Genomic DNA, 22224 nt, shown 5'->3' with positions numbered 1-22224 from the left:
CAATGAAAATTGGATTTATCGGCCTCGGCATTATGGGCAAACCGATGAGTAAAAACCTGGTGAAAGCCGGTTATTCTCTGGTGGTGCGCGATCACAACGCCAGCAACGAAGCGGAATTAAGCGCGCTGGGCGCCACCGTGGCGACATCGCCGAAAGAGGTGGCGGAACAGGTTGACGTGGTGATCACCATGGTGCCCAACTCGCCGCAGGTGAAAGAGGTTTGCCTGGGCGAAAACGGCATCATCGACGGCGCGAAGCCGGGCCTGATCGTCATTGATATGAGTTCTATCGCGCCGCTCGCCAGCCGCGAGGTGCATGACGCGCTGGCGGAGAAGGGTATCAAAATGCTCGATGCGCCGGTGAGCGGCGGCGAGCCGAAAGCGATCGAAGGCACGCTTTCCGTGATGGTGGGCGGCGACAAAGCGGTCTTCGATCGCTGCTACGAGATCATGAAGGCGATGGCGGGATCGGTGGTGCACACCGGCGATATCGGCGCGGGCAACGTCACCAAGCTGGCGAACCAGGTGATTGTGGCGCTCAATATCGCGGCGATGTCGGAAGCGCTGTCGCTGGCGACCAAGGCGGGCGTTAATCCCGAGCTGGTCTATCAGGCGATCCGCGGCGGGCTGGCGGGCAGCACCGTGCTCGACGCTAAAGCGCCGATGGTGCTGGATCGCAACTTCAAGCCAGGCTTCCGCATCGACCTGCATATTAAGGATCTGGCCAACGCGCTTGATACCTCGCACGGCATCGGCGCTCATCTGCCGCTCACCGCCGCGGTGATGGAGATGATGCAGGCGTTGCGCAACGACGGCCAGGGCAACGCCGACCATAGCGCGCTTGCCTGCTATTATGAAAAATTAGCCAAGGTTGAGATAACCCGTTAACGCGTCGCAGCGGCCGGCGCGGCCGCTGCACTGCGCCATCACGGATGATGAACCGTCTATCAACAGCGCCTGGATTGCCTATGAAAATCGTAATCGCACCGGATTCATACAAAGAGAGTTTATCCGCCTCAGGGGTGGCAACCGCGATTGAGGCGGGCTTCCGCGAGATTTTTCCTGACGCCACCTACGTGAAGATACCGGTTGCCGACGGCGGCGAAGGCACGGTTGAGGCGATGGTGGCGGCGACGGCAGGGAGCATCGTCAACCTGCGCGTCACCGGACCGCTCGGCGCGCCGGTCGACGCCTTCTACGGCCTCTCCGGCGACGCGCGCACCGCCTTTATCGAAATGGCGGCCGCCAGCGGGCTGGAGCTGGTGCCCGCCGCGCAGCGCAATCCTCTCACCACCACCTCGTTCGGCACCGGCGAGCTGATCAAGAGCGCGCTGGACAAGGGGGTCGGGCATATCATTATCGGCATCGGCGGCAGCGCCACCAACGACGGCGGCGCGGGCATGATGCAGGCGCTGGGCGCGCGGCTGCTGGATGCGCAGCAGAACGATATCGGCTTCGGCGGCGGCGCGCTGCCTTTACTGGCAAAAATTGATATCAGCGGGCTGGACGCGCGCGTGCGGCAGTGCCGTTTCGAAGTGGCGTGCGACGTCACCAACCCGCTGACCGGCCGCGACGGTGCGTCAGCTATCTTCGGCCCGCAGAAAGGCGCGACGCCGCAGCTTGTCGAGCAGCTGGACAGCGCGCTGGCGCACTATGCGGCGATTATTCAGCGCGATCTCGATATCGACGTGCTGCATATTCCCGGCGGCGGCGCGGCGGGCGGCATGGGCGCGGCGCTGCACGCCTTCTGCCAGGCGGATTTGCGGCGCGGCATTGAAATCGTCACCGAGGCGCTCGGGCTGGCGGAGCAGGTCAAAGACGCTTCGCTGGTGATCACCGGCGAAGGGCGTATCGACAGCCAGAGCATCAACGGCAAGGTGCCGATTGGCGTGGCGCAGGTGGCGAAGCAGTTTAATAAGCCGGTGATCGGCATTGCCGGCAGCCTGACGGCGGATGTCGGCGTGGTGCATCAGCACGGTCTGGACGCGGTATTCAGCGTGCTTTACAGCATCTGCACGCTGGAGGAGGCGCTGACGAATGCCGAGACCAATCTGCGGCTGGCGGCGCGCAATATCGCCGCGACGCTGAAGATCGGCGGCGCGATGCGGTAGAAATACGGCCTTCAGGCTAATGCTTGTCAGTTAAGCATGGGATGATAACGCAGTCTGGTGCCACTCTGGGGCTGGCGGTCCTCGCGCCGCTGACGCGGTCCCTTCACGTCATTCATCTGCCTGACGGACCGGTGGGATGGAACATCCCTGTTCCAGCCCACCTTTCGCCCGCTTCCCTGCGGGCTCTCCTGGCAGACTCACTCTGTTCAGCGCTGCGAAATGCCCGCCCCAGAGTGGCACCAGCCTGCTGGCCCGCCCCAACAGCTCACCTGCGTATAAGAAAGGGCCGCCATTTTGAGAAAACAGCGGCCTTACCTGAAAATGACCTTTACTGACAGGCATTCATCCTCAGGCCGCTTTCTGTTTTACTTTTTGTATTTCGCTTCCAGCGTCGCGAACCACGGCGCGACGAAATCGTTATTGCCGCCCCAGCCGGGGACGATCTTGTTCAGCGACGCCACGTTAATCGCGCCCTGCTGGCTGTTCAGCTGCTGCTGAGAGATTGAAGCGCCTTTAAAATCGTAGCTGGCGGGCGTGGCTTCGCCGGCGATCTTATTCGCCACCAGGCGCATATTCACCGCGCCGATGGTTTTCGGATCGACCGCGACCGTCTGCACCCACGGGCTATTCTTTTCGCGCATCAGCTGCAGATCCTGGTTAGAAACGTCAATGCTGTAGAGCTTGATCTCGGTGCGGCCGTTCTCCTGCAGCGCCTTATAGGCACCCTGGCTAAAGGCGTCCCACGCCCCCCAGATCGCATCGATCTTACCTTTCGGGTACTTTGCCAGGATCGCGCCGATCTTATTGGCGGTATCGCCCTGCACGTCGGAGGAGACCGCGCCGATCGACTCCAGCTGATGAATGCCTGGATTCTCCTTCAGCAACTTCTCATACACCACCTGACGGCGCTCCATTGCCGGGAAACCGGCAACCCACAGCTTGACGATATTGGCCTTGCCGTTGAAATCTTTGATCAGCTGGCCGAGCGACGCCTGCGCCAGGGAGGCGTCATCCTGCGCGGTGACGGTCACGCCGGGGATCGGCGCATCAACCGGGGTGTCGAACACCGACACTTTAATGCCCGCGTCGGCGACGCGCTTCACCAGACCGCTGGCATAGGGCGCTTTGCCGTGCGACAGAATAATGCCGTCATATTTCTGGCTGATCGCCTGGTTCACGAAGTCCTGGAAACGCGCGTCGTCGCCGTTGCTGAGGAAGGTGCTGACCTTAAAGCCCAGCTTGCGGCCCTCCTGAATGGCGCCCGCGACAAACTGCGTGGTGTTGTCGTCGGAGCCCAGGTTGCGGATCACCGCAATGCGCACCGGTCCCTGGTGACTGGCGATGGCCGCAGGCACAGGGACAACCGTATCAGCGATGGCGCTGGCGGCGAACAGGCTTGCGGCCAGCAGAGAGAGCGTTATCTTTTTCATTGTCTTTTTCCAGGTTAATCAGCGTTAGCGGCGCTGAACGTAGGTCATCGCCAGTGCCAGAGCCAGCACCAGTCCTTTAATAATGTCCATGGCGTAATAGGGAACGGAGAGCATCACCAGCCCGTTTTGCAGCACGCCGAGCAGCACCGCGCCTACCAGCGTACCGAGCGCATTGGGCTTGCCGGCACCCGCCAGCGACAGGCCGATCCAGGCGGCCGCCACGGCGTCCATCAGGTAGCCGCCGCCGGCATTGACCTGCGACGAGCCGATGCGCGACGCCAGCAGAATGCCGCCCAGGCCCGCCAGCAGCGAGGCGATTACATAGGCCAGCACGCGGTAGCGCGTGGTGCGGATGCCGGAGAGGCGCGCCGCTTCCGGGTTGCCGCCCAGCGCGTACATGCGGCGGCCGTGGGTGGTGAGCGACAGCGCCAGCTGCGCCACAACGGTCACCACCAGCATAATAATGACGATCACCGGCACCTGGCCGAGCAGGCCGAAGCCCGCCGGAATCGTACCTTCCGCCATATCGCCGCTCGGCATCACCATGTTTTCCGTGATCGAACCACCGAAGCTATAGGTCATCGCGACGCCCTGGATAATAAACAGCGTGGCGAGCGTCGCCAGCATATCGGGAATGCGCAGCATCACGATCAGAAAGGCGTTGAACAGCCCGATCAGCGTGCAGAGCGCCAGGGTCAGCGCAATCGCCTCGACGCTGTTCATGCCGTACCAGACGAACAGCGAGATCACCAGCGCGTTGGCCAGCGAGGCGGTGGAGCCGACCGACAGATCGAAGCCGCCGACGGTCAGCGACACCGAGACCCCCACGGCGATCACCGTCACGATGGCGATAGAGCGCAGGATATTGATGATGTTGTTGGGCTCGAGAAAACTGTCGGAGGCGATGCCGAAGCCGGCGATCAGCAGGGCGACCGTGATCAGCATGCCCCACTTATAGAGGAAGTCGAACAGTCGATGGCGCAGCGGCGTCGCCGCGGTCAGGGTAATCTCTTTGCTGCTCACGCAGGGGTTCCTCCAGTGGAATAAAGCAGAAGCGTCTCTTCGGTGGCCGCGCGCCCGTCCAGCTCGGCCACGATGCGTCCATCCCAGAGCACGCAAATTCGGTCGCACAGCCCAACCAGCTCGGAAAATTCGCCAGAGGCGTAAATCACCCCTTTGCCTTCCTGCGCCAGACCGCTAATTAAGCGGAACAGTTCGGTTTTCGCCTTGATATCGACCCCTTTGGTCGGCTCATCAAAAATCAGCACGTCGGCGTGGCTGCGCAGCCACTTGCCGATGGCGATCTTCTGCTGGTTGCCGCCGGAGAGGCGGCGCAGCGGCTGCCCCGGGCCGGTGGTGCGCACGTTCAGACGCGCGATCACCGCTTCCGCCCAGCGCCACGCCTGGCGATGGTCAAACAGGCTCCAGCGCGAAAAGCTGCTGTCGGCGCTGACGCTGAGATTCATCGCCACTGACTCGTCGATAAAAATACCCTCTTTACGTCGCTCTTCCGGCACCAGCGCCACGCGTTGGCTCACTGAATCGTGCGGCGAGCGCGGCCGCCACGGCCTGCCGTGCAGTTCGCCGCGCGTGACGCGGCTTTTGCTGGCGCCGAACAGCGCTTTGCACAGCTCGGTTTTGCCCGCGCCCGCCAGCCCGGCGATGCCAAGGATCTCGCCCTGGTGCAGCCGCAGCGAAATATCCTGCAGCAGCCGATCGTCGTGCAGCCCCTCGACCGCCAGCAGCAGCGGCTGCGCGCTGGCGGGACGGCGCGGCGGATAGATATCGGTCAGCTGATGGCCGAGCATCTTCTCGACGATCTGCTCGCCGCTCAGCGCCGCCATCGGACCGCTCTCGATCAGGCGGCCGTCGCGCAGCACCGTCAGGCGGTCGCAGATCGCCTTCAGCTCGTGGATGCGGTGCGAGATAAACACCACGCCGATGCCGCTGTTTTGCAGGCGGCGCACCACGGCGAACAGCCGCTCGCTTTCGTGCTGGTCGAGCGGGGCGGTCGGTTCGTCGAGGATCAGAAAGCGACAGTGGTGCGACAGCGCGCGCGCCAGCAAAATCTGCTGCTTCTCCGCCAGCGTGCAGCGCTCCACCTGTTGGTTCACGTCAATGTTCGCCTCGAGCTGCGCCAGCAGGGCGCGCGCCTGGCGGCGAATAGCGCGCCAGCGAAAGCCGTGCCCCGGTTCGGCCAGCCGATCCAGCAGGATGTTCTCTGCCACGCTGAGTTGAGGCACCAGCGCCACGTCCACCTCCTGCTGCACCAGGTGTATGCCGAGTTGTTTCGCGTCGCGCGGGCTGCGTATCGACACCGGCGCGCCGTCCAGCCAGATTTCGCCGCTGTAGTGGCTGTGCGCGCCAGAGAGCACCGCCATCAGCGTCGATTTGCCCGCGCCGTTAGCGCCGGTCAGCGCATGCACCGAGTGGCCTTCCGCGACGAAATCGACCTGCGTCAGCGCGGCGAATCCGCCGAATGCGAGTGAGATATTGCGCATCTCAAGGCGGTTTAAGGCACTCATTAGCTCAGGCTCCCTGTAACTGACTGGCCGCAATTTTTTCCTGAAGTTTCAGGCGCGGCAACAGCCGAAAGCGCATAAGCTAGCACGAAATCTTATTAGCCATCCAGACATCTGGATAGTTTGGCGGCTAAAGCTGGCGCGTCAAAGAACGCTGGTGTTTTACAGCAGGGAAGCAAAAAGAAGTGGTGTTTTATGCTGGCGCGGCGCGCGGACATAAAAAAACCAGGCCGAAGCCTGGTTTATCAAAAGGTGACGCGCTTACTTTGCTGGGATCGCATTCAGCAGGGTGGTGAGCAGTTTCCAGTAAAGGCCGACGCTCTCAATATGCACCTGCTCGTCCGGCGAGTGCGGACCGGTGATGGTCGGGCCGATAGAAACCATATCCATGTCCGGGTAAGGCTTCTTGAACAGGCCGCACTCGAGACCGGCGTGGATCACCTGAATGTTCGGCGTTTTGTCGAACAGCGCAATATAGGTCTGACGGGTCAGCGCCATAATCGGTGAGTTAGCGTCCGGCTGCCAGCCCGGATAGCCGCCTTTCGGTTTGGTCTGCGCGCCAGCGAGCTGGCCGAGGGAGGTCAGCATCTGCACTACGTAGTCGCGACCGGTGTCGATCAGCGAGCGGATCAGGCAGTTAATCTCCGCCTTATCGTGATCCATGGTAACGACGCCGACGTTAAGAGAGGTCTCCACCACGCCTTTCGCCACGTCGGAGTTGCGAATAACGCCGTTCGGCGTGCTGTTCAGCAGGTTCAGGAAGCGGTCGCGACTCTCCGCGCTCAGCGCCTCGCCCTGATGCGCCAGCGGCTCGGTAACGACGTTGATGTTCTGCTCTTTCACGCCGTGCTCGTTTTGCAGCGCCAGCAGGAAGTGCGCCGCCGCGGATTTCAGCGCGTCGACTTTATGGCTTTCGACCGCCAGCGTGGCAAAGGCTTCACGCGGGATGGCGTTGCGCAGCGTGCCGCCGGTAAAGTCAATCAGACGCAGGTCGAGCTCGGCGGCGTGCGCGGCGAGGAAGCGCGCCAGCAGCTTATTGGCGTTGCCGAGGCCCATATGGATATCTGCGCCGGAGTGGCCGCCGCGTAGCCCTTTCAGGGTCAGCTTCAGCGTTTCGAAACCGGCCGGAACCGCTTCGCGCGTCAGCGGCAGGGTGGTGATAAAGTCGATGCCGCCCGCGCAGCCCATATAGATCTCGCCTTCCTCTTCCGAGTCGGTGTTGATCAGGATCTCCGCCTGCAGCCAGTTCGGCTGCAGACCGAAGGCGCCGTCCATGCCGGTCTCTTCGGTCATGGTGAGCAGCACCTCCAGCGGGCCGTGGGTCAGGCTGTTGTCGGCCAGCACCGCCAGCGCGGACGCCATGCCGATGCCGTTGTCGGCGCCCAGCGTGGTGCCGCGCGCCTTTACCCATTCGCCATCAATATAGGGCTGAATCGGATCTTTGGTGAAGTCATGGGCGGTGTCGTTGTTTTTCTGCGGCACCATATCGAGGTGCGCCTGCAGCGCCACCGGCGTGCGGTTTTCCATCCCGGCGGTTGCCGGTTTGCGGATCAGGATATTGCCGACCGCGTCGCGCTCGACCCAAAAACCCTGCTCTTTCGCCCAGCCGACAATATAGGTGGCCAGCGCCTCTTCATGAAAAGAGGGGTGCGGAATAGAGCAGATTTTGGCGAAGATATCCCACAGCGGTTGGGGAGAAAGCTGAGACAATTCAGACACGACAGGTCTCCTGTGTCAGTGCGCCGGCCAGGCCGGTGTGCGCGAGTTTCCAGTGAATGGTCGCCGTCAGCGAATCTGACGTGATGGGGCTGAGAATATCACTGTTATCGCCGGGTGCGTACTCAGGCGCGCTAAAAAGCCGCAACCAGTGGTTCGGATGCTGGTTTTTAGCGCTGAGGATCCTTATAATCTCGCGCAACCTTTTTCCCGTTGCACATTTTTAAGCCGATTAAACTGGCTGGGATCGCTATTCATGAGTGAAAAATACGTCGTTACCTGGGACATGCTGCAGATTCATGCCCGCAAACTGGCCCAGCGTCTGCTGCCTGTCGAACAGTGGAAGGGCATTATCGCGGTCAGCCGCGGCGGCCTGGTGCCGGCTTCTCTGCTGGCGCGCGAGCTCGGCATTCGCTATGTCGACACCGTCTGCATCTCCAGCTACGACCACGACCATCAGCGCGAAATGACCGTGCTTAAGCGCGCGGAAGGCGACGGCGAAGGCTTTATCGTCATCGACGACCTGGTCGACACCGGCGGCACCGCGCAGGCGATCCGCGAGATGTATCCCAAAGCGCACTTCGTCACCATCTTCGCCAAGCCGGCAGGCCGCCCGCTGGTGGACGACTACGTGGTGGATATCCCGCAGAACACCTGGATTGAGCAGCCGTGGGACATGGGCGTGGTTTACATTCCGCCTATCGTTAAAGGCGCCTGATCGTTTCGTGTTAACAACGCCCGGCTTGCCGGGCGTTGTGCTTTCTGCCGCCGCGCACTGCGCTCTTTTGCACCTCGCGCCGCTCCTGACCCTGCAGTACACTTAGCCTCTGCCAGAGCCGTCAGGAGAACCGAGCATGTCGAGCAAAAATCTCAGCGAAGAGCTATTTAAGCCGCACTACAACTACCCCGAAACCTCCTCGCTGGTACATCGCCAGCACCACGCTCACCAGGTAGATGTCGAAGCGACGCTGGACGGCAGCAGCCAGCACGGCTGGTATCGCATGCTCAACAAACTGATGTGGACGTGGCGCGGCGTGCCGCCGCAGGAGATCAGTGAAGTGCTGGCGCGTATCGCCATCAGCGACCAGCGCCATACCGATGATGCGCTGCTCGACACCGTGATCGGTTTTCGCAGCGGCAACTGGGCGTTTGAGTGGTCGAAGCAGGCGGGCCACTGGCAGGCGCGTGCGCAGGAAGAGCGCGACGACAGTCTGGCTGGCGAATACTGGCTGCGCGCCTCGCACCTCTTTAGCATGGCCGCCTACCCCTATATCAAAGGCGATGAGCTGGCGGACCAGGCGCAGACGCTGGCGAATCGCGCCTACGAAGAGGCGACGCGTCGACTGCCCGGCGAACTCAAGGCGCTGAGCTTTAATATTGAAGGCGGCAGCCCGATCACCGGCTTTCTGCATATGCCGCCCAACGCCTCGGCGCCGTATCCCACCGTGCTGCTGTGCGGCGGCCTCGACTCGCTGCAAAGCGATCACTATCGCCTGTTCCATGACTACCTGGCGCCGCGCGGCATCGCCATGCTGACGCTGGATATGCCGTCGGTGGGCTTCTCCGTGAAGTGGCGGCTCAACCAGGACACCAGCTTTCTGCATCAGCAGGTGCTGCGCGATCTGGCGAACGTGCCCTGGATCGATCACCGGCGCGTGGCGGCGTTCGGCTATCGCTTTGGCGCCAACGTCGCGGTGCGGCTTGCCTATCTGGAAGCGCCGCGGCTGCGCGCCGTCGCGACGCTTGGCCCGATGGTGCATAGCCTGCTGACCAGCGCGCAGCAGCAGGACGCCATCCCGGATATGTATATGGATATGCTCGCCAGCCGCCTCGGCATGGCGTTTACCCGCGACAGCGCGCTGCGCACCGAGCTGAATCGCTACTCGCTTAAAGTACAGGGGCTGCTGGGCCGCCGCACCCCGACGCCGATGCTCGCGGGCTACTGGCCGGGCGATCCTTTCGGCCCGGAAGAGGATGCGCGGCTGATCGCCAGCTCCTCCGCCGACGGCAAACTGCTGCCGATCGGAGCCAGGCCCGCGCTGGCAAATTTCGAGCGCGCGCTGAATGAGGTTTGCGACTGGCTGGCAAAGCGGTTACAACAGTAGCTGGCAAATTCACAGCGCTTTGCTTTAATACTAACGGTCAAACTTATGGAGAATTAGCATGACGTTACCGAGTGGTCACCCCCGTAGTCGCCTGCTTAAGCGCTTCACCGAGCTGGGACCGTATATCCGCGAAGGGAAATGTGAAGAAACGCGGTTCTTTTTCGACTGCCTGGCCGCCTGCGTCAATGTTAAACCCGCGCCGGAAAGCCGCGAGTTCTGGGGCTGGTGGATGGAGCTGGACGCACAGCAAGACCATTTTACCTACGTTTATCATATTGGCCTGTTCGATAAAGATGGCGACTGGTCCGTGGCGAACATCAAGGGAAAAGAGAACGCACAGAAGGTGGAAGAGACGCTGCGTAACTTCCATACCCGCCTGAAAGCGATGCTGCAGGAGCTGAACCTGGGGCTGACGCCCGCCAGCGGCTTTAAAGAGCCGGTCGATCTCAGCGCGTAACCCTGAACGGCAGGCATAGTTCGATTCGCTTCGGCTATGCCTGTTCTGCATTATTGCTGCGCTGGCGCTGCGCTTATATTTTCTACCGCTTTAGCGATATTTCCTGACGCGTTTTTATCCTCTTTTTACTTCCGCGCTTTTATTTAATTCTTCCTGCCGACACCCAATATCTTCCCGGCTTATTTGATTATCGATATTAACTAAATCCACGTGATAAACGCTGGGTAATCAACGCTGCTCATTGAAATGCCCGGTCCAGCTAAATCAGAGAGCGGCACGGTATAATTCCTATTCTTATTTTATTGAGGCGGATCGCACTGACGATTTGTAGACGTTTTCCTGACGAAATGGTCTGATACCAGCCAGCGCGACAGCACTCGTCGCGGCTTTTCTCCGTTTGTTATCGGCAAAAAAAAGAATGCCAACCCGGACAGCTAAAAGTTCGGGTGGTCCTGTGCTGTCTCTCTGGAGGAAAACCCTTTGTTTAAATTAAATCCGCTGTTATTAAGCCTGGCCGCTGCGCCCGGGCTGCTTTTTCCTGTTACCGGTAGTCAGGCCGCTACGTTAAAACCTTTTTCCCCATTATTAAATGACAATAAGGCAGGCGTATTTTGCGTCTGTAATGGCTCGACGCAAACGCTGAGCGGCATTCAGCGCTTTCAGCCGGGCTTAGATGGCGGCCGCCCCATTACCGTCGGCGAATTGTTATCAAGCGGCAGAATTATTTCCGATGACAATGTCATCGGCGCGGATCGCCTGACGTTCGGCGCACAGGATTATTTAATTAGCGTGCCCGACGTTAACGGCAGCGGTAATAATCAGCTGCCGGTGTTTAATTCGGCGAATATCAGCGCGCTCGCCTCGGTGACGCCCGCCAGCGAACTGCCCAACTACTACAACGTCAACGGAGAGCAATATATTGATGCCCGTGTGGCGCAGGTAAGCAACGGCACCATTAACGTGAATATCGGCGTCGACGGCGCGGCGACCACCGCCGCCACCAACGGCTGGAGCATGGCGGCGAAGCAGAGCCAGCTGTTTACCGCCAGCGGCAGCGGGGCGATGAACTGGCAGTCGGCCAACCGCATCGCCTTTACCGGCTCCTATACCGAATACACCTATAACCTGGCCTGGTGGGTGGATAACGTCGCCCAGTACAGCGGCCCCTTCAGCGTGAACACGCTGGACGGCAACAGCCGGGAATTTAACGTCGCCAGCCTCGACGATCTGCGCCAGTACAACGACTGGCTGATTGCGCAACTGCAGAGCGGCAACCTCAGCGCAGGCAGCTATAACGGCGAATTCAATAAGGCGCTGTCGCTCTACAGCGCGCCCATCGCCTATGTGATTGACGCCGATGAGTATTACGACGAGGTGACGCTGCCGGTGGGCGAACGAACGGTGCTGAGCGCCGACGGCCCAGGCGCCAGCGTTTCGGTGCAGAAGGGGGCCACGCTGGAGGTGGTCGACTCCGACGGCGGCGCGGTGCGCGCCACCAACGGCGCGAAGGCCACCATCGACGGCAAGCTGGCCGCCAGCGGATCGGCGGCCCATGAAAACACGGCGCTGCGGCTGGATGGCGCCAGCGGCGTCAATAACGGCGTCATCAACGGCGGCTTTTTCAATAACGCCGACGGCAGCGGCGTGGATGCGGCGACGCTCGGCTACAGCGGCACTGCGGTGCTGGCGACCGGCGGCAGCCGTTTCGTCAACAACGGCGTGCTGAATGACGCCACTACGCAGCCGGGCAGCGCGCTGCGGCTCAGCGACGCCCAGGGGATCAACAACGGCGTAATTAACCTCGGCGTAGCGGAGTCGAGCGGCAGCCACAGCAGCGCGGGCGTTTTGCTCGACACCAGCGGCGCCAGCTTTATTAACACCGCAGGCGGGGTAATCTACGTCGGCCGCGCGCCGCAGAACGCGAAAAGCGACGTCGTGGAGGATGTGGCGATTAACCAGAGCGGCGGCGTGAGCGCCATTGCGCAGCAGTTTAACTCTACCGCGATCAATGACGGGCGCATCGTGCTCGGCAGCAGGGTGCAGAACGCTGCCGCCATGCGCGTTGAGAACGGGCCGGAAGCGATCGCGCTTAACAACGGCACCCTCGATCTTAACGGTCGCGCGCAGTTTCGCCCGGCGGAAAGCGTCGGCCTGCTGGCGATCGATTCCGGCAGCGGCGGGCTGGTGGGCAACAACGGCACCATCAACCTTAACGGCGACGGCGGCACCGGCATCAAGGTCATCGCCCGCGACGGCCAGCGCGCCAGCGCCTTCTCCAGTGGGGCGATCAACGTGCCCGGCCGCGCCGATACGCTGAACGGCAGCTTCAACACCGCGGTGTGGGTTAACGGGCAGGGCAGCGGCAAGGCGTCCGCCACCCTGAGCGGCCCGATCGCCCTGCAGGGCGACGGCGCGGTCGGCATTCGCGCCGAGGGCAACGCCACGGTCGATCTCACCGCCGACGCGGTGCCGCAGCTCGGCGGCAGCGGAGAGTATCAGATGGGCTTCCTCGCCATCGGGCCGAACGCCAGGATTAACCTGCCGCAGGCGGGCAACTACGCCACCGGCCCTGACGACTGGTACGCCACCATTTTCCGCTATCAGGATGGCGCGGACTTCGACGGTGCGGGCCTGACCCTCGCGCCGGGCGCGGCGTTCTCCACCGGCATCGAAGCGGTGGGCGAGGGCTCGGTGGTCAACACCCACGGCGCGATCTTCAACATCGGCAACACCTCCACCGGCCTGCGTATCGAGGGCGGCGCGCAGGGCACCATCGATGCGGCGACGCAGCTTAACCTCAACGTCGGCGGCGCGACGGCGGCGGTGGTAGACGGCAACTACTACAACCTGACGCGCTACATCACCAACAGCTTCGACCAGCCTTTCGCCTCGACGCTGGTCAACCATGCGGATATCAACGGGTCAGCCAGCCAGCAGGTTGGCCTGATCGCCCAGTTCCAGGGCGCGCTAAACAACAGTGGCACTGTTACCCTGCGCGGTGACCAGAGCTACGCTATCCAGGCGCTGCGCGGCGGCAAAGTAACCAACAGCGGCGACATTAACGTCAGCGACGGCGCAACGGCGCTTTACGCCTCGGGCTACTACTTCGACAGCGCCAGCGCGACCACCTCCTCGATCGTCAGCCGCGGCACGCTGAACGTGACGGCGGGCAGCGCCAGCGCGCTTTTCCCCTCGACGGGCCTCTATGCGGAAGGCGACGCGGCGCGCATTGAGCAGAACGGTACGGTTAATCTCTACGGTACCCATGCGCTGGCGGGCGAGGCGCTGTACGGTGGCTGGATTACGCTCGGCCCCGAGAGCAAAGTGGTGTTTCATGACGCTAACCAGACCGGCTACCAGCTGGCAGAGGGCGGCGGCATCCTGAATACCTACGGCAGCAGTCAGGATGTCAGCACAACGGGATCGACGCTCTACCGCCTCGCCGACGGCGCAATTTTTGCCGCGCGGACGCCCGCAACCATTACCCTGAGCGGAGAGAACACCACCGGCATCGCGATTGCCGATTACGGCACCACTATGTATGGCAATGATAACTACCTCGTCAACGGTAAGGGGGCGGTGGCGCTGCGCGCAACTAACGGCGCTTATGCCCAGCTTGAGAATGTCGTGCTGAACGGCGAGAAGAGTATTGGGGCCATCAGTGAGAACGGTGACGGTGCTGTGTTCAGCTACGGCACCATCGGCGGCAGCGGCAAAAACATCACCGGGCTACAGGCAAGCAATGGCGGCACGGTGATGAATAACGGCACTGTGGATCTTACCGGCGAAAACAGCACTGGCGTGCGCCTGTTCAATAACGGCCGCGTCATCAACCAGAGCTGGATCCATGTCGCCTCCGGCATCGGCGTCAACGTCAGCGACGGGGCAGGGATTTATCAGCCTTATAACGGCACGGTGCAGGTGGACGGCGGCATTGCGGGCGCGCGGGTCGGCGAGAACGCCACGCTCGATATCCAGGGCGACCAGCTCTTCCGCAGCGGCATTCGTTCGAGCGGGGGCGCAGATGCGGTGCTGCTGGACAAGGGCGCAGCCGGGCTCCAGGCCCGCGAAATTATCCTCAGCGCCGAGGGCGGCGGCAGCGCTATCAACAACCGCGCCGAAACCGCGAATATCGCGCTGGACAACGCCTATATCATTCCGGTTGACGGTGCAGGCATCCGTTCAGCCACCTCGTTTGACTATAACGGCAAGGCCTATCTGGACGTGCAGGGCAGCGGCGTCGGCTACCTGTTCCAGAACGAAGATGGCTCCGCCACCGCGAACGACCTGGTGGTGCCGCCAGGCTACGCGATTATCGTCAACGGCAGCGGTGACGGCATCCGCGCCAACACCACCGGCCGCGTCTTCTCCAACGGCTTTATCGCTATCGCCAATGAGAATGGCGGCTCGGCGATTGTCACCCGCACCGCCAGCGAGGTGATTAACCGTGGCTCGATTATCTCCTACAGCCGCGTCGCGCCGGTAATCGACCTGCGCGGCGGCCAGACGCTGTTTATCAACCAGGGCGATATCAGCGCGGTCGATCCCTCTATCCCAATCGTGGCGGGCGGCGCGACTAATGATCGGCTCGCCTTTATCGGCGGCAGCGTGGTTGGCGAGGTCGATACCGGCAACGGCAGCGATACGCTGGCCGTCACCGGCGGCACCCTCAACGGTAGCCTTACCATGGGCAGCGGCGAGAACAACCAGGCGCTGATCGAGAACGTCAGCCTGGCGAATACCCGCCATATCACCACCGCGGGCGGCGTCGGCAGCACGCTCAGCTTCCGCAACATCGACGCCAGCGGCGGCTCCTTCAGCGGCGACGACCTCAGCAAAGGGGTTAACCTCGGCGCGGGCTGGAGCACGCTCAACTTCACCAAAACCCAGTGGACGCTGACCGACAACCTGAAGCTGGCGCACAGCACCATCAACATCGACCGCGACTCCACGCTGTTTGCCGGGAATAACGTCAACCCGCTGCTGGCGGGCGCCACCGACGACTCGCTGGTGGTGAACAACGCCGGTACGCTCGATCTGAGCAACGGCGGCGCGGCTAATAATTTGCTGACCATCGACGGCACGCTGGCGTCGCTCGGCGGCACGCTGCGGCTGGCGACGCGGCTGAGCGGCGCAGGCGGCCAGAGCGACGCGCTGCGGGTGAACGGCGACGTTACCGGCACCACGCTGATTGACGATCGTATTCTCGCCGGCAGCGCCGCGACGCAGAGCGACGCCAGCGGCGACGGCGCGATCGATCGCCGCGAAGGCGTCTCGCTGGCGCAGGTTTCCGGCAGCGCCAGCGCCGACAGCTTCGCGCTGCAGGGCGGCTATCTCGCCGCCGGGCCCTGGCAGTACGGGCTCTATGCGTTTGCGCCTGACGGCAGCGGCGCGGGCTGGGACTACCGGCTCGCTAACCGCTACGTGTGCGAGGACGGCACGCTGTGCCAGCCGCAGGCGGGAGGTGCTGCATCGCGCGCGGCGCGTCCGGCGCTGGCGCCGCAGGTGCCCTCCTATCTCTCTACGCCGGTCGGTCTCGCCTACTACACCCAGGCGATCACCGACGACCTGCATAAGCGCCTCGGCGAGCTGCGCGACGGCCAGCGCAGCGGCACGGGCGGCGAGCTGTTCCTGCGCTATCTCGGCTCGAACCTGACCTACCAGAGCAACCGCGACCTGAGCGACTACGGCTTTGACGCCGATATCGACTACAGCGCGGTGCAGCTCGGCGGCAACCTGCTGCAGCTGGACGGCGCGAGCGACAGCCTGCGCGGCGGCGTCGCCTATACGCGCGGCAATACGCGCATTCGCCCGCACGCGGCCGACGGCTACAGCGCTACCACCTTCGACAGCGACAGCGTCTCGTTCTACGGCACCTGGCAGCGCGACAGCGGCTTCTATCTGGACGGCTCGCTGAGCTGGAGCTGGCACCGCGGCGACACCGATATCGCGCGGCAAAAAGAGGTGGCGAAGCTGAAGGCTGACGGCTGGAGCGCCTCGCTGGAGTCGGGCTATCCGTTTGTTTTCGCCAACGGCCTGCGTCTTGAGCCGCAGGCGCAGCTGACCTGGATGCGTCTGAAGTTCGATGACACCACCGATAAGGATGGCACCACCGTGAACTTCAACGACGACGACCAGACCATCGGCCGTCTCGGCGCGCGGCTGGATCGCACCTGGCAGGACGACGCGCAGCGTGAATATACGCCTTATCTGCGCGCCAGCTACTCCCACGGCTGGGGCGGCGGCTCGAAGGTCAACGTCGGCGCGGCGGGAAGCGACATTAGCCAGGATTTTGACAGCGGCAGGTTCGGGCAGATGTGGGACGTCGGCGTAGGCGGCACCACCCGCTTCCGCAACGACGTGTCGCTCTACGCCGAGGCGGACTACCGCAAGGAGATTGACGGCAACGGCGCGAAGGGGTGGCGCTATAACGCCGGGGTGCGCTGGACGTTCTGAGTGCGAATGGCAAACCGCACAGATGTTAAAGCGCGGGTGGGGCGGGACGAAGAGCAAAGCGTCCCGCGACAGGGATGTCGCGGGCCGAGCGCGCAGGGAAGCCTTGAGCGACTTTGCGATCGGGCCGTCCCACCCGCGCCGTGCCCGCAGAAGAAAAAGAAAGGGCCGCTGATGAGGCGGCCCTTGTTTTACAGACACATTGAGGGAGGAGCACTGATGCCGTCGCGCGTCGCGTCGCGGCGGCGTCAGATTTTTAGAACTGGTAGGTCACGCCCAGCGCAACCACGTCGTCGTTGTTCAGGCTCAGACGGTTGTCGTCGTCCAGCTGGTTGATTTTGTAATCCACGAACGCCGACATATTTTTGTTGAAGTAGTAGGTGGCGCCCACGTCGATATACTTCACCAGATCCGCGTCGCCGATACCGTTTTCGATATCTTTGCCTTTGGTCTGCACGTAGCCCAGTGACGGACGCAGGCCGAAATCAAACTGATACTGCGCCACCAGCTCGATGTTCTGCGCTTTATTCGCCGCGCCCGCTGCCGCCAGGCCCGTTGCGCGGTTGGTACCGCTAAACGGCGTCATGTTGCGCGTTTCGGTGTAGATCGCCGCCAGGTAGACGCTGTTGGCGTCATATTTCACGCCTGCGCCCCAGGAGTCTGCCCGGTCGCCCTGACCGTAAACGCGCGCCTGCTGCTGGTTGGTGCGGTCGGAAGAGGTGATGGCTGACATCACGCTGATGCCGGTATCGCCGAGGGTGTAGCCCAGCGATGCGCCGTAGCCGTCGCCGTTCTGGCGGTTAATGTCGGTACGCGAGTTGGTGCCGTTGGCGTCGTTGCGGCCCTGGTACTGCAGCGCGAAGCGCAGGCCGTCAACCAGGCCGAAGAAGTTGTTGTTGCGATAGGTGGCTACGCCGGTGGCGCGCTGCGTCATATAGCTGTCAGCACGCGCGGTGCCGTCGCCGCCGAATTCCGGGAAGACGTCGGTCCAGGCTTCGACGTCATAGAGCACGCCGTAGTTGCGGCCGTAATCCACAGAGCCGTACTGACCAAACTTCAGGCCGGCAAAGCCCAGACGGGTTTTGTTGCCGTTGTTGGCATCGGAGCCTTCAGAGTTATTGACGTTATACTGATATTCCCACTGGCCGTAGCCGGTCATCAGGTCGTTGATCTGGGTCTGGCCTTTGAAGCCGATACGTACATAGGACTTATCCCCGTCCTGGCTGTCCGCGTCGCTCAGGTAGTGCATCGCTTTTACTTTGCCATAGAAGTCCAGCTTATTGCCGTCTTTGTTATACACTTCCGCCGCGTGAGCAGCAGAGGTCAGCGCCAGAGCAGAGACGACGAGTGCCAGTGTACTTTTCTTCATTTGCTATCAATCCCGATGAGTAAAATGTGTTATGCCCCTGAAAAGGGCTGATAAAACAGGGGACGTTTTACCGTCTGGAGATGAACGTTTTATGACATTTTTTCTGATTTCTTGTGATATGCGAACTTTTGGTCTACCTGCTTGTCTCGGGTTTTTCGTGCTTTTCCCCGGCGGAGAGTTGGCTTCGCTTCCTACTCCTGATAAAAAGTTCCTTCGCAGAAATTTTTTTATTTTTTAACGTAAACGGCAGGAAATATGAGCGGCAGTCAGACCCTGGTGGTCAAATTGGGGACCAGCGTCCTTACCGGCGGTTCGCGCCGGTTGAATCGGGCGCATATGGTGGAGCTGGTTCGTCAGTGCGCGCAGCAGCACGCGGCCGGCCATCGCATTGTGATCGTCACCTCCGGCGCAATGGCCGCCGGGCGCGAACACCTGGGTTACCCGGAACTGCCCCCTACCATCGCCTCAAAGCAGCTGCTGGCTGCGGTGGGGCAGAGCCGTTTAATTCAGCTGTGGGAACAGCTGTTCTCTATCTACGGCATTCATATCGGCCAGATGCTGCTGACCCGCGCGGATATGGAGGATCGCGAGCGTTTCCTCAACGCCCGGGACACCCTGCGCGCGCTGCTGGATAACCATATCGTGCCGGTGATCAACGAAAACGACGCGGTGGCCACCGCAGAGATTAAAGTCGGCGATAACGATAACCTGTCGGCGCTGGCGGCAATGCTGGGCGGCGCTGACAAGCTGCTGCTGCTCACCGATCAGCAGGGGCTTTATACCGCCGATCCGCGCAGCAATCCGCAGGCGGAGCTGATTGCCGACGTGCATGAAATCGACGACGCGCTGCGCGCGCTGGCGGGCGACAGCGTCTCCGGTCTGGGCACCGGCGGCATGTCCACCAAGCTGCAGGCGGCAGACGTCGCCTGTCGCGCCGGCATCGACACCATTATTGCCGCGGGCAGCCGTCCCGGCGTGATCGCCGACGTAATCGCCGGCAAGCCGGTCGGCACGCGCTTTCACGCCATGCAGACGCCGCTGGAGAACCGCAAGCGCTGGATCTTCGGCGCGCCCCCGGCCGGTGAGATCACCGTGGACGACGGCGCGCTGGCGGCGATGCTGGAGCGCGGCAGCTCGCTGCTGCCGAAGGGCATCCGCGAGGTGCGCGGCAATTTTTCGCGCGGCGAGGTAATCCGCATTCGCAGCCTGCAGGGCCGTGATATTGCGCACGGCGTCTCGCGCTACAACAGCGATGCGCTGCGCATCATCGCTGGCCACCACAGCCAGCAGATCGGGGAGATCCTCGGCTACGAATATGGCCCGGTGGCCGTACATCGCGACGACATGATCGTCAGTTAAGGAGCGGTCAAATGCTTGAAGAAATGGGAAAAGCGGCGCGCGCCGCTGCATATAAGCTGGCCGATCTGTCGACCGCTGAGAAAAACCAGGTGCTGCTGGCGATCGCCGACCGTCTCGACGCGGAGCGCGAAACGATTCTGGCGGCCAACGAGCAGGATCTCGCCGATGCGCGCGCCAGCGGCATGAGCGCCGCGCTGCTCGATCGCCTGATGCTCAACCCGCAGCGCCTGAGCGCTATTGCCGACGACGTGCGCAAGGTGTGCCAGCTCGCCGATCCGGTCGGCCAGCTGATTGACGGCGGCCAGCTCGACAGCGGGCTGCGTATCGAACGTCGCCGCGTGCCGCTCGGCGTGGTCGGGGTGATCTATGAAGCGCGCCCCAACGTCACGGTGGATGTCGCCAGCCTCTGCCTGAAAACCGGCAACGCGTCGATTCTGCGCGGCGGAAAAGAGACGTGGCGCACCAACGCCGCCACGGTGCGCGTGATCCAGAACGCGCTGCAGGCGTTCGGGCTGCCGGCGGCGGCGGTGCAGGCGATTGAAAATCCAGATCGCGAACTGGTAAATCAGCTGCTGAAGCTCGATCGCTACGTCGATATGCTGATCCCGCGCGGCGGCGCCGGCCTGCATAAGCTGTGCCGCGAAAACTCCACCATTCCGGTGATCACCGGCGGCATCGGCGTCTGCCATATCTATCTTGATGAGACCATGGAGGTCGCGCCCGCGCTGGAGGTGATCGTCAACGCGAAAAAACAGCGCCCCAGCGCCTGCAACTCGCTGGAAACCCTGCTGATCCACCGCGCCGCCGCCGACCGTTTCCTGCCGGCGTTTACCGCGCGCATGGCGCAGGAGGGGATCCCGCTGCACGCCGACGAAAATCTGCTGGCGCGGCTGCAGGAGAGCCCCGCCAGCGTCACGCCGATTGAGCAGGGCGACTACGATGACGAGTGGCTATCGCTCGACCTTAACGTGAAGCTGGTGGATAACATGGACGCGGCTATCGACCATATCCGTATGCACGGCACCCAGCATTCCGACGCCATCCTGACGCGCAGCACGCAGAACGCCAGTCGCTTTGTGAAACAGGTCGACTCCTCGGCGGTGTACGTCAACGCCAGCACGCGTTTTACCGACGGCGGTCAGTTCGGTCTCGGCGCGGAGGTGGCGGTGAGCACGCAGAAGCTCCATGCGCGCGGCCCGATGGGGCTGGAGGCGCTGACGACCTACAAATGGGTCGCGTGGGGCGACGATACGCTGCGCCCCTGATTGCGAATTTATTTAACAAAAAGGGTGTCCAGAGCGGGCGCCCTTTTTTTTACCCCCTGTTTTTCGATCCAGTTAAATTTGGAGTTTTCAGGTGCGACTTTCAGCGCGTCTGAACGCTACTTTTTTTTCAACAAAGTGGCTGTCTGTTTTTTGCCCGTTTTTCTACGGAACATTCCTGAAAGCCGCGCCGCAACGGGGCAAGGCGCGATTGAGACTGGTTGCCCAGAGCGTCAGGAGGATAATGATAATTAGCGTTGCTTTACAAAAGCAATTGGGTAGCAAACGGACGGTAATATAAAATGAACTGGTAGCAATAATGAAAATAACATCCAGTATCTCCTCTATGGCAGATTATTAACTAATGGTTAAAAAAGAGAGTACGAGACAAGCTTTCACTGCCAGGCTGATTGCCGCATGCGAAAGTGCGGGAATTGTCGGACATGGACGAAATAAACAGGTTGCCAAAGCGTTACAGCAGCTGGGGTGCAAAATATCGACGCCGGGCGTGTGGAAGTGGTTCAACGCGCAGTCCGTGCCGGATGATAATAATTTGCTGGCGCTAAGCCGCCTGCTGGGCGTACGGGTTGAATGGCTGCAGTACGGGATGGAAAAGCCCGCCGAATCGCTGTCGCTCGACAGCCTGAAGGCGCAGCGCAACGTCTTTCGTATCGAAAGCCTTGATATTGGGCAGAAGTCAGCATCGGGGCTGCACGCGCGCGATGAGTTTGTTGAGACCATCCATGCCATTGAATATGGCATGGATGAGGCGCGCGTGCTGTTCAACGGCCGTCCAGCAGAGAACATTCGGTTGATAGCGATCAACAGTGACTCAATGGTGGAGACCTTCGCACCGCGCGATCAGCTGTTCGTGGACATCAGCGTGAAGTTTTTCGACGGGGATGGCATCTACATTTTTACCCTCGATAACCAGCTCTACCTCAAGCGTTTGCAGCTTCAGCATAAAAAAATTGCTGTTATTTCAGATAATAAGCGCTATGAAACCTGGTATCTTAATCGGGAGGACGTCGACAGTATGCAGGTCATGGCCAAGGTGATCCTGAGCCAGGCGCGGAACTATCAGCTGCTGGGTTAACCTCTGGTTAAAATCTGTGCGCCTGCAACCTGCTGAAAAAAATAATTCAGCAGAATTCAAAAATTTAACCAATGGTAAATAAAAAATTAACTGTTGGTGTTTGATAAAGCATAAGAACAGGTTAATAATTTGAGCGTGGACCAACGAAGCCCTTCTCTCACGGAGTGAGCCGCTCTTAAACAATCGAGGCGCTGCACAAGCGCGAATCAAACCATCCAAAGTCAGTGAACTTTGGGATGGGGTGGATGCGCACATGCAGCGTCGTCAGATGCCGCCTTTTTCTCCCAACTCGCGCTTAGCCTGGCTGTTATTACAGCCGGGGCATTGCGCTGTGAGCGGAAAACG

At 61.5% G+C, this 22224-nt stretch carries 14 protein-coding genes; 9 read left to right on the top strand and 5 right to left on the bottom strand.

What is annotated here, in order from left to right; all coding sequences use genetic code 11:
* Positions 1–2 precede the first annotated feature (2 nt).
* Both garR and ACR6A7_RS06940 read left to right on the top strand, forming a co-directional pair.
* On the top strand, positions 3–887 hold the full coding sequence (gene garR / locus ACR6A7_RS06945) for a 2-hydroxy-3-oxopropionate reductase (RefSeq protein WP_434124109.1): 885 nt from the start codon (positions 3–5) through the stop codon (positions 885–887).
* Between the two features lie 80 nt (positions 888–967).
* Positions 968–2110, top strand: a complete 1143-nt coding sequence (locus ACR6A7_RS06940) for a glycerate kinase (RefSeq protein WP_434124107.1) — start codon at positions 968–970, stop codon at positions 2108–2110.
* A gap of 365 nt (positions 2111–2475) precedes the next feature.
* Here ACR6A7_RS06940 and ACR6A7_RS06935 read toward each other — a convergent pair whose 3' ends face one another.
* From ACR6A7_RS06935 to pepD, 4 genes are all read right to left on the bottom strand, one after another.
* Positions 2476–3540 (bottom strand): sugar ABC transporter substrate-binding protein, encoded by a 1065-nt coding sequence (locus ACR6A7_RS06935; protein ID WP_434124106.1) that lies wholly within the window; start codon positions 3538–3540, stop codon positions 2476–2478.
* A gap of 24 nt (positions 3541–3564) precedes the next feature.
* The gene (locus tag ACR6A7_RS06930) at positions 3565–4563 is read right to left on the bottom strand and encodes an ABC transporter permease (protein WP_434124105.1); all 999 of its coding nucleotides are present in this window, start codon (positions 4561–4563) and stop codon (positions 3565–3567) included.
* Positions 4560–6065: a sugar ABC transporter ATP-binding protein gene (locus ACR6A7_RS06925; protein WP_434124104.1), complete on the bottom strand. Its 1506-nt coding sequence runs from the start codon at positions 6063–6065 to the stop codon at positions 4560–4562. Before ACR6A7_RS06925 ends, ACR6A7_RS06930 begins: the two co-directional genes overlap by 4 nt.
* 258 nt (positions 6066–6323) lie before the next feature.
* Entirely contained in the window at positions 6324–7781 is a 1458-nt protein-coding gene (gene pepD / locus ACR6A7_RS06920) for a beta-Ala-His dipeptidase (RefSeq protein WP_434124103.1), read from the bottom strand.
* 253 nt (positions 7782–8034) lie between these two features.
* Between pepD and gpt the strand changes: the two genes are divergently transcribed.
* From gpt to ACR6A7_RS06900, 4 genes are all read left to right on the top strand, one after another.
* Positions 8035–8496, top strand: a complete 462-nt coding sequence (gpt, locus tag ACR6A7_RS06915; RefSeq protein WP_033752804.1) for a xanthine phosphoribosyltransferase — start codon at positions 8035–8037, stop codon at positions 8494–8496.
* A gap of 136 nt (positions 8497–8632) precedes the next feature.
* Positions 8633–9883, top strand: a complete 1251-nt coding sequence (frsA, locus tag ACR6A7_RS06910; protein WP_434124102.1) for an esterase FrsA — start codon at positions 8633–8635, stop codon at positions 9881–9883.
* 58 nt (positions 9884–9941) lie between these two features.
* On the top strand, positions 9942–10340 hold the full coding sequence (gene crl / locus ACR6A7_RS06905; RefSeq protein ID WP_033752802.1) for a sigma factor-binding protein Crl: 399 nt from the start codon (positions 9942–9944) through the stop codon (positions 10338–10340).
* Positions 10341–10820: 480 nt separating this feature from the next.
* Complete coding sequence (locus ACR6A7_RS06900; protein WP_434124101.1) at positions 10821–16796, top strand: autotransporter outer membrane beta-barrel domain-containing protein; 5976 nt, start codon at positions 10821–10823, stop codon at positions 16794–16796.
* A 253-nt stretch (positions 16797–17049) separates the two neighbouring features.
* Here ACR6A7_RS06900 and ompC read toward each other — a convergent pair whose 3' ends face one another.
* On the bottom strand, positions 17050–18162 hold the full coding sequence (gene ompC / locus ACR6A7_RS06895) for a porin OmpC (protein ID WP_434124100.1): 1113 nt from the start codon (positions 18160–18162) through the stop codon (positions 17050–17052).
* 255 nt (positions 18163–18417) lie between these two features.
* Between ompC and proB the strand changes: the two genes are divergently transcribed.
* The 3 genes from proB (at position 18418) to ACR6A7_RS06880 (ending at position 21879) form a co-directional block, all read left to right on the top strand.
* Positions 18418–19521 (top strand): glutamate 5-kinase, encoded by a 1104-nt coding sequence (gene proB, locus ACR6A7_RS06890; RefSeq protein ID WP_434124099.1) that lies wholly within the window; start codon positions 18418–18420, stop codon positions 19519–19521.
* 11 nt (positions 19522–19532) lie between these two features.
* Complete coding sequence (gene proA, locus ACR6A7_RS06885; RefSeq protein ID WP_434124098.1) at positions 19533–20786, top strand: glutamate-5-semialdehyde dehydrogenase; 1254 nt, start codon at positions 19533–19535, stop codon at positions 20784–20786.
* Positions 20787–21147: 361 nt separating this feature from the next.
* Complete coding sequence (locus tag ACR6A7_RS06880) at positions 21148–21879, top strand: S24 family peptidase (protein ID WP_434124097.1); 732 nt, start codon at positions 21148–21150, stop codon at positions 21877–21879.
* Positions 21880–22224 lie beyond the last annotated feature (345 nt).

Source organism: Pantoea phyllosphaerae (genome assembly GCF_051025595.1).
Lineage (GTDB): Bacteria > Pseudomonadota > Gammaproteobacteria > Enterobacterales > Enterobacteriaceae > Pantoea.
Note: the sequence above shows the minus strand (reverse complement) of the source record. Positions and strands in the feature narration are given on the sequence as shown.

Coding starts and splice junctions, on each gene's coding strand:
- garR (WP_434124109.1), top strand. CDS start 3: ATGAAAATTGGATTTATCGGCCTCGGCATTATGGGCAAACCGATGAGT.
- ACR6A7_RS06940 (WP_434124107.1), top strand. CDS start 968: ATGAAAATCGTAATCGCACCGGATTCATACAAAGAGAGTTTATCCGCC.
- ACR6A7_RS06935 (WP_434124106.1), bottom strand. CDS start 3,540: ATGAAAAAGATAACGCTCTCTCTGCTGGCCGCAAGCCTGTTCGCCGCC.
- ACR6A7_RS06925 (WP_434124104.1), bottom strand. CDS start 6,065: ATGAGTGCCTTAAACCGCCTTGAGATGCGCAATATCTCACTCGCATTC.
- gpt (WP_033752804.1), top strand. CDS start 8,035: ATGAGTGAAAAATACGTCGTTACCTGGGACATGCTGCAGATTCATGCC.
- frsA (WP_434124102.1), top strand. CDS start 8,633: ATGTCGAGCAAAAATCTCAGCGAAGAGCTATTTAAGCCGCACTACAAC.
- crl (WP_033752802.1), top strand. CDS start 9,942: ATGACGTTACCGAGTGGTCACCCCCGTAGTCGCCTGCTTAAGCGCTTC.
- ompC (WP_434124100.1), bottom strand. CDS start 18,162: ATGAAGAAAAGTACACTGGCACTCGTCGTCTCTGCTCTGGCGCTGACC.
- proB (WP_434124099.1), top strand. CDS start 18,418: ATGAGCGGCAGTCAGACCCTGGTGGTCAAATTGGGGACCAGCGTCCTT.
- proA (WP_434124098.1), top strand. CDS start 19,533: ATGCTTGAAGAAATGGGAAAAGCGGCGCGCGCCGCTGCATATAAGCTG.
- ACR6A7_RS06880 (WP_434124097.1), top strand. CDS start 21,148: ATGGTTAAAAAAGAGAGTACGAGACAAGCTTTCACTGCCAGGCTGATT.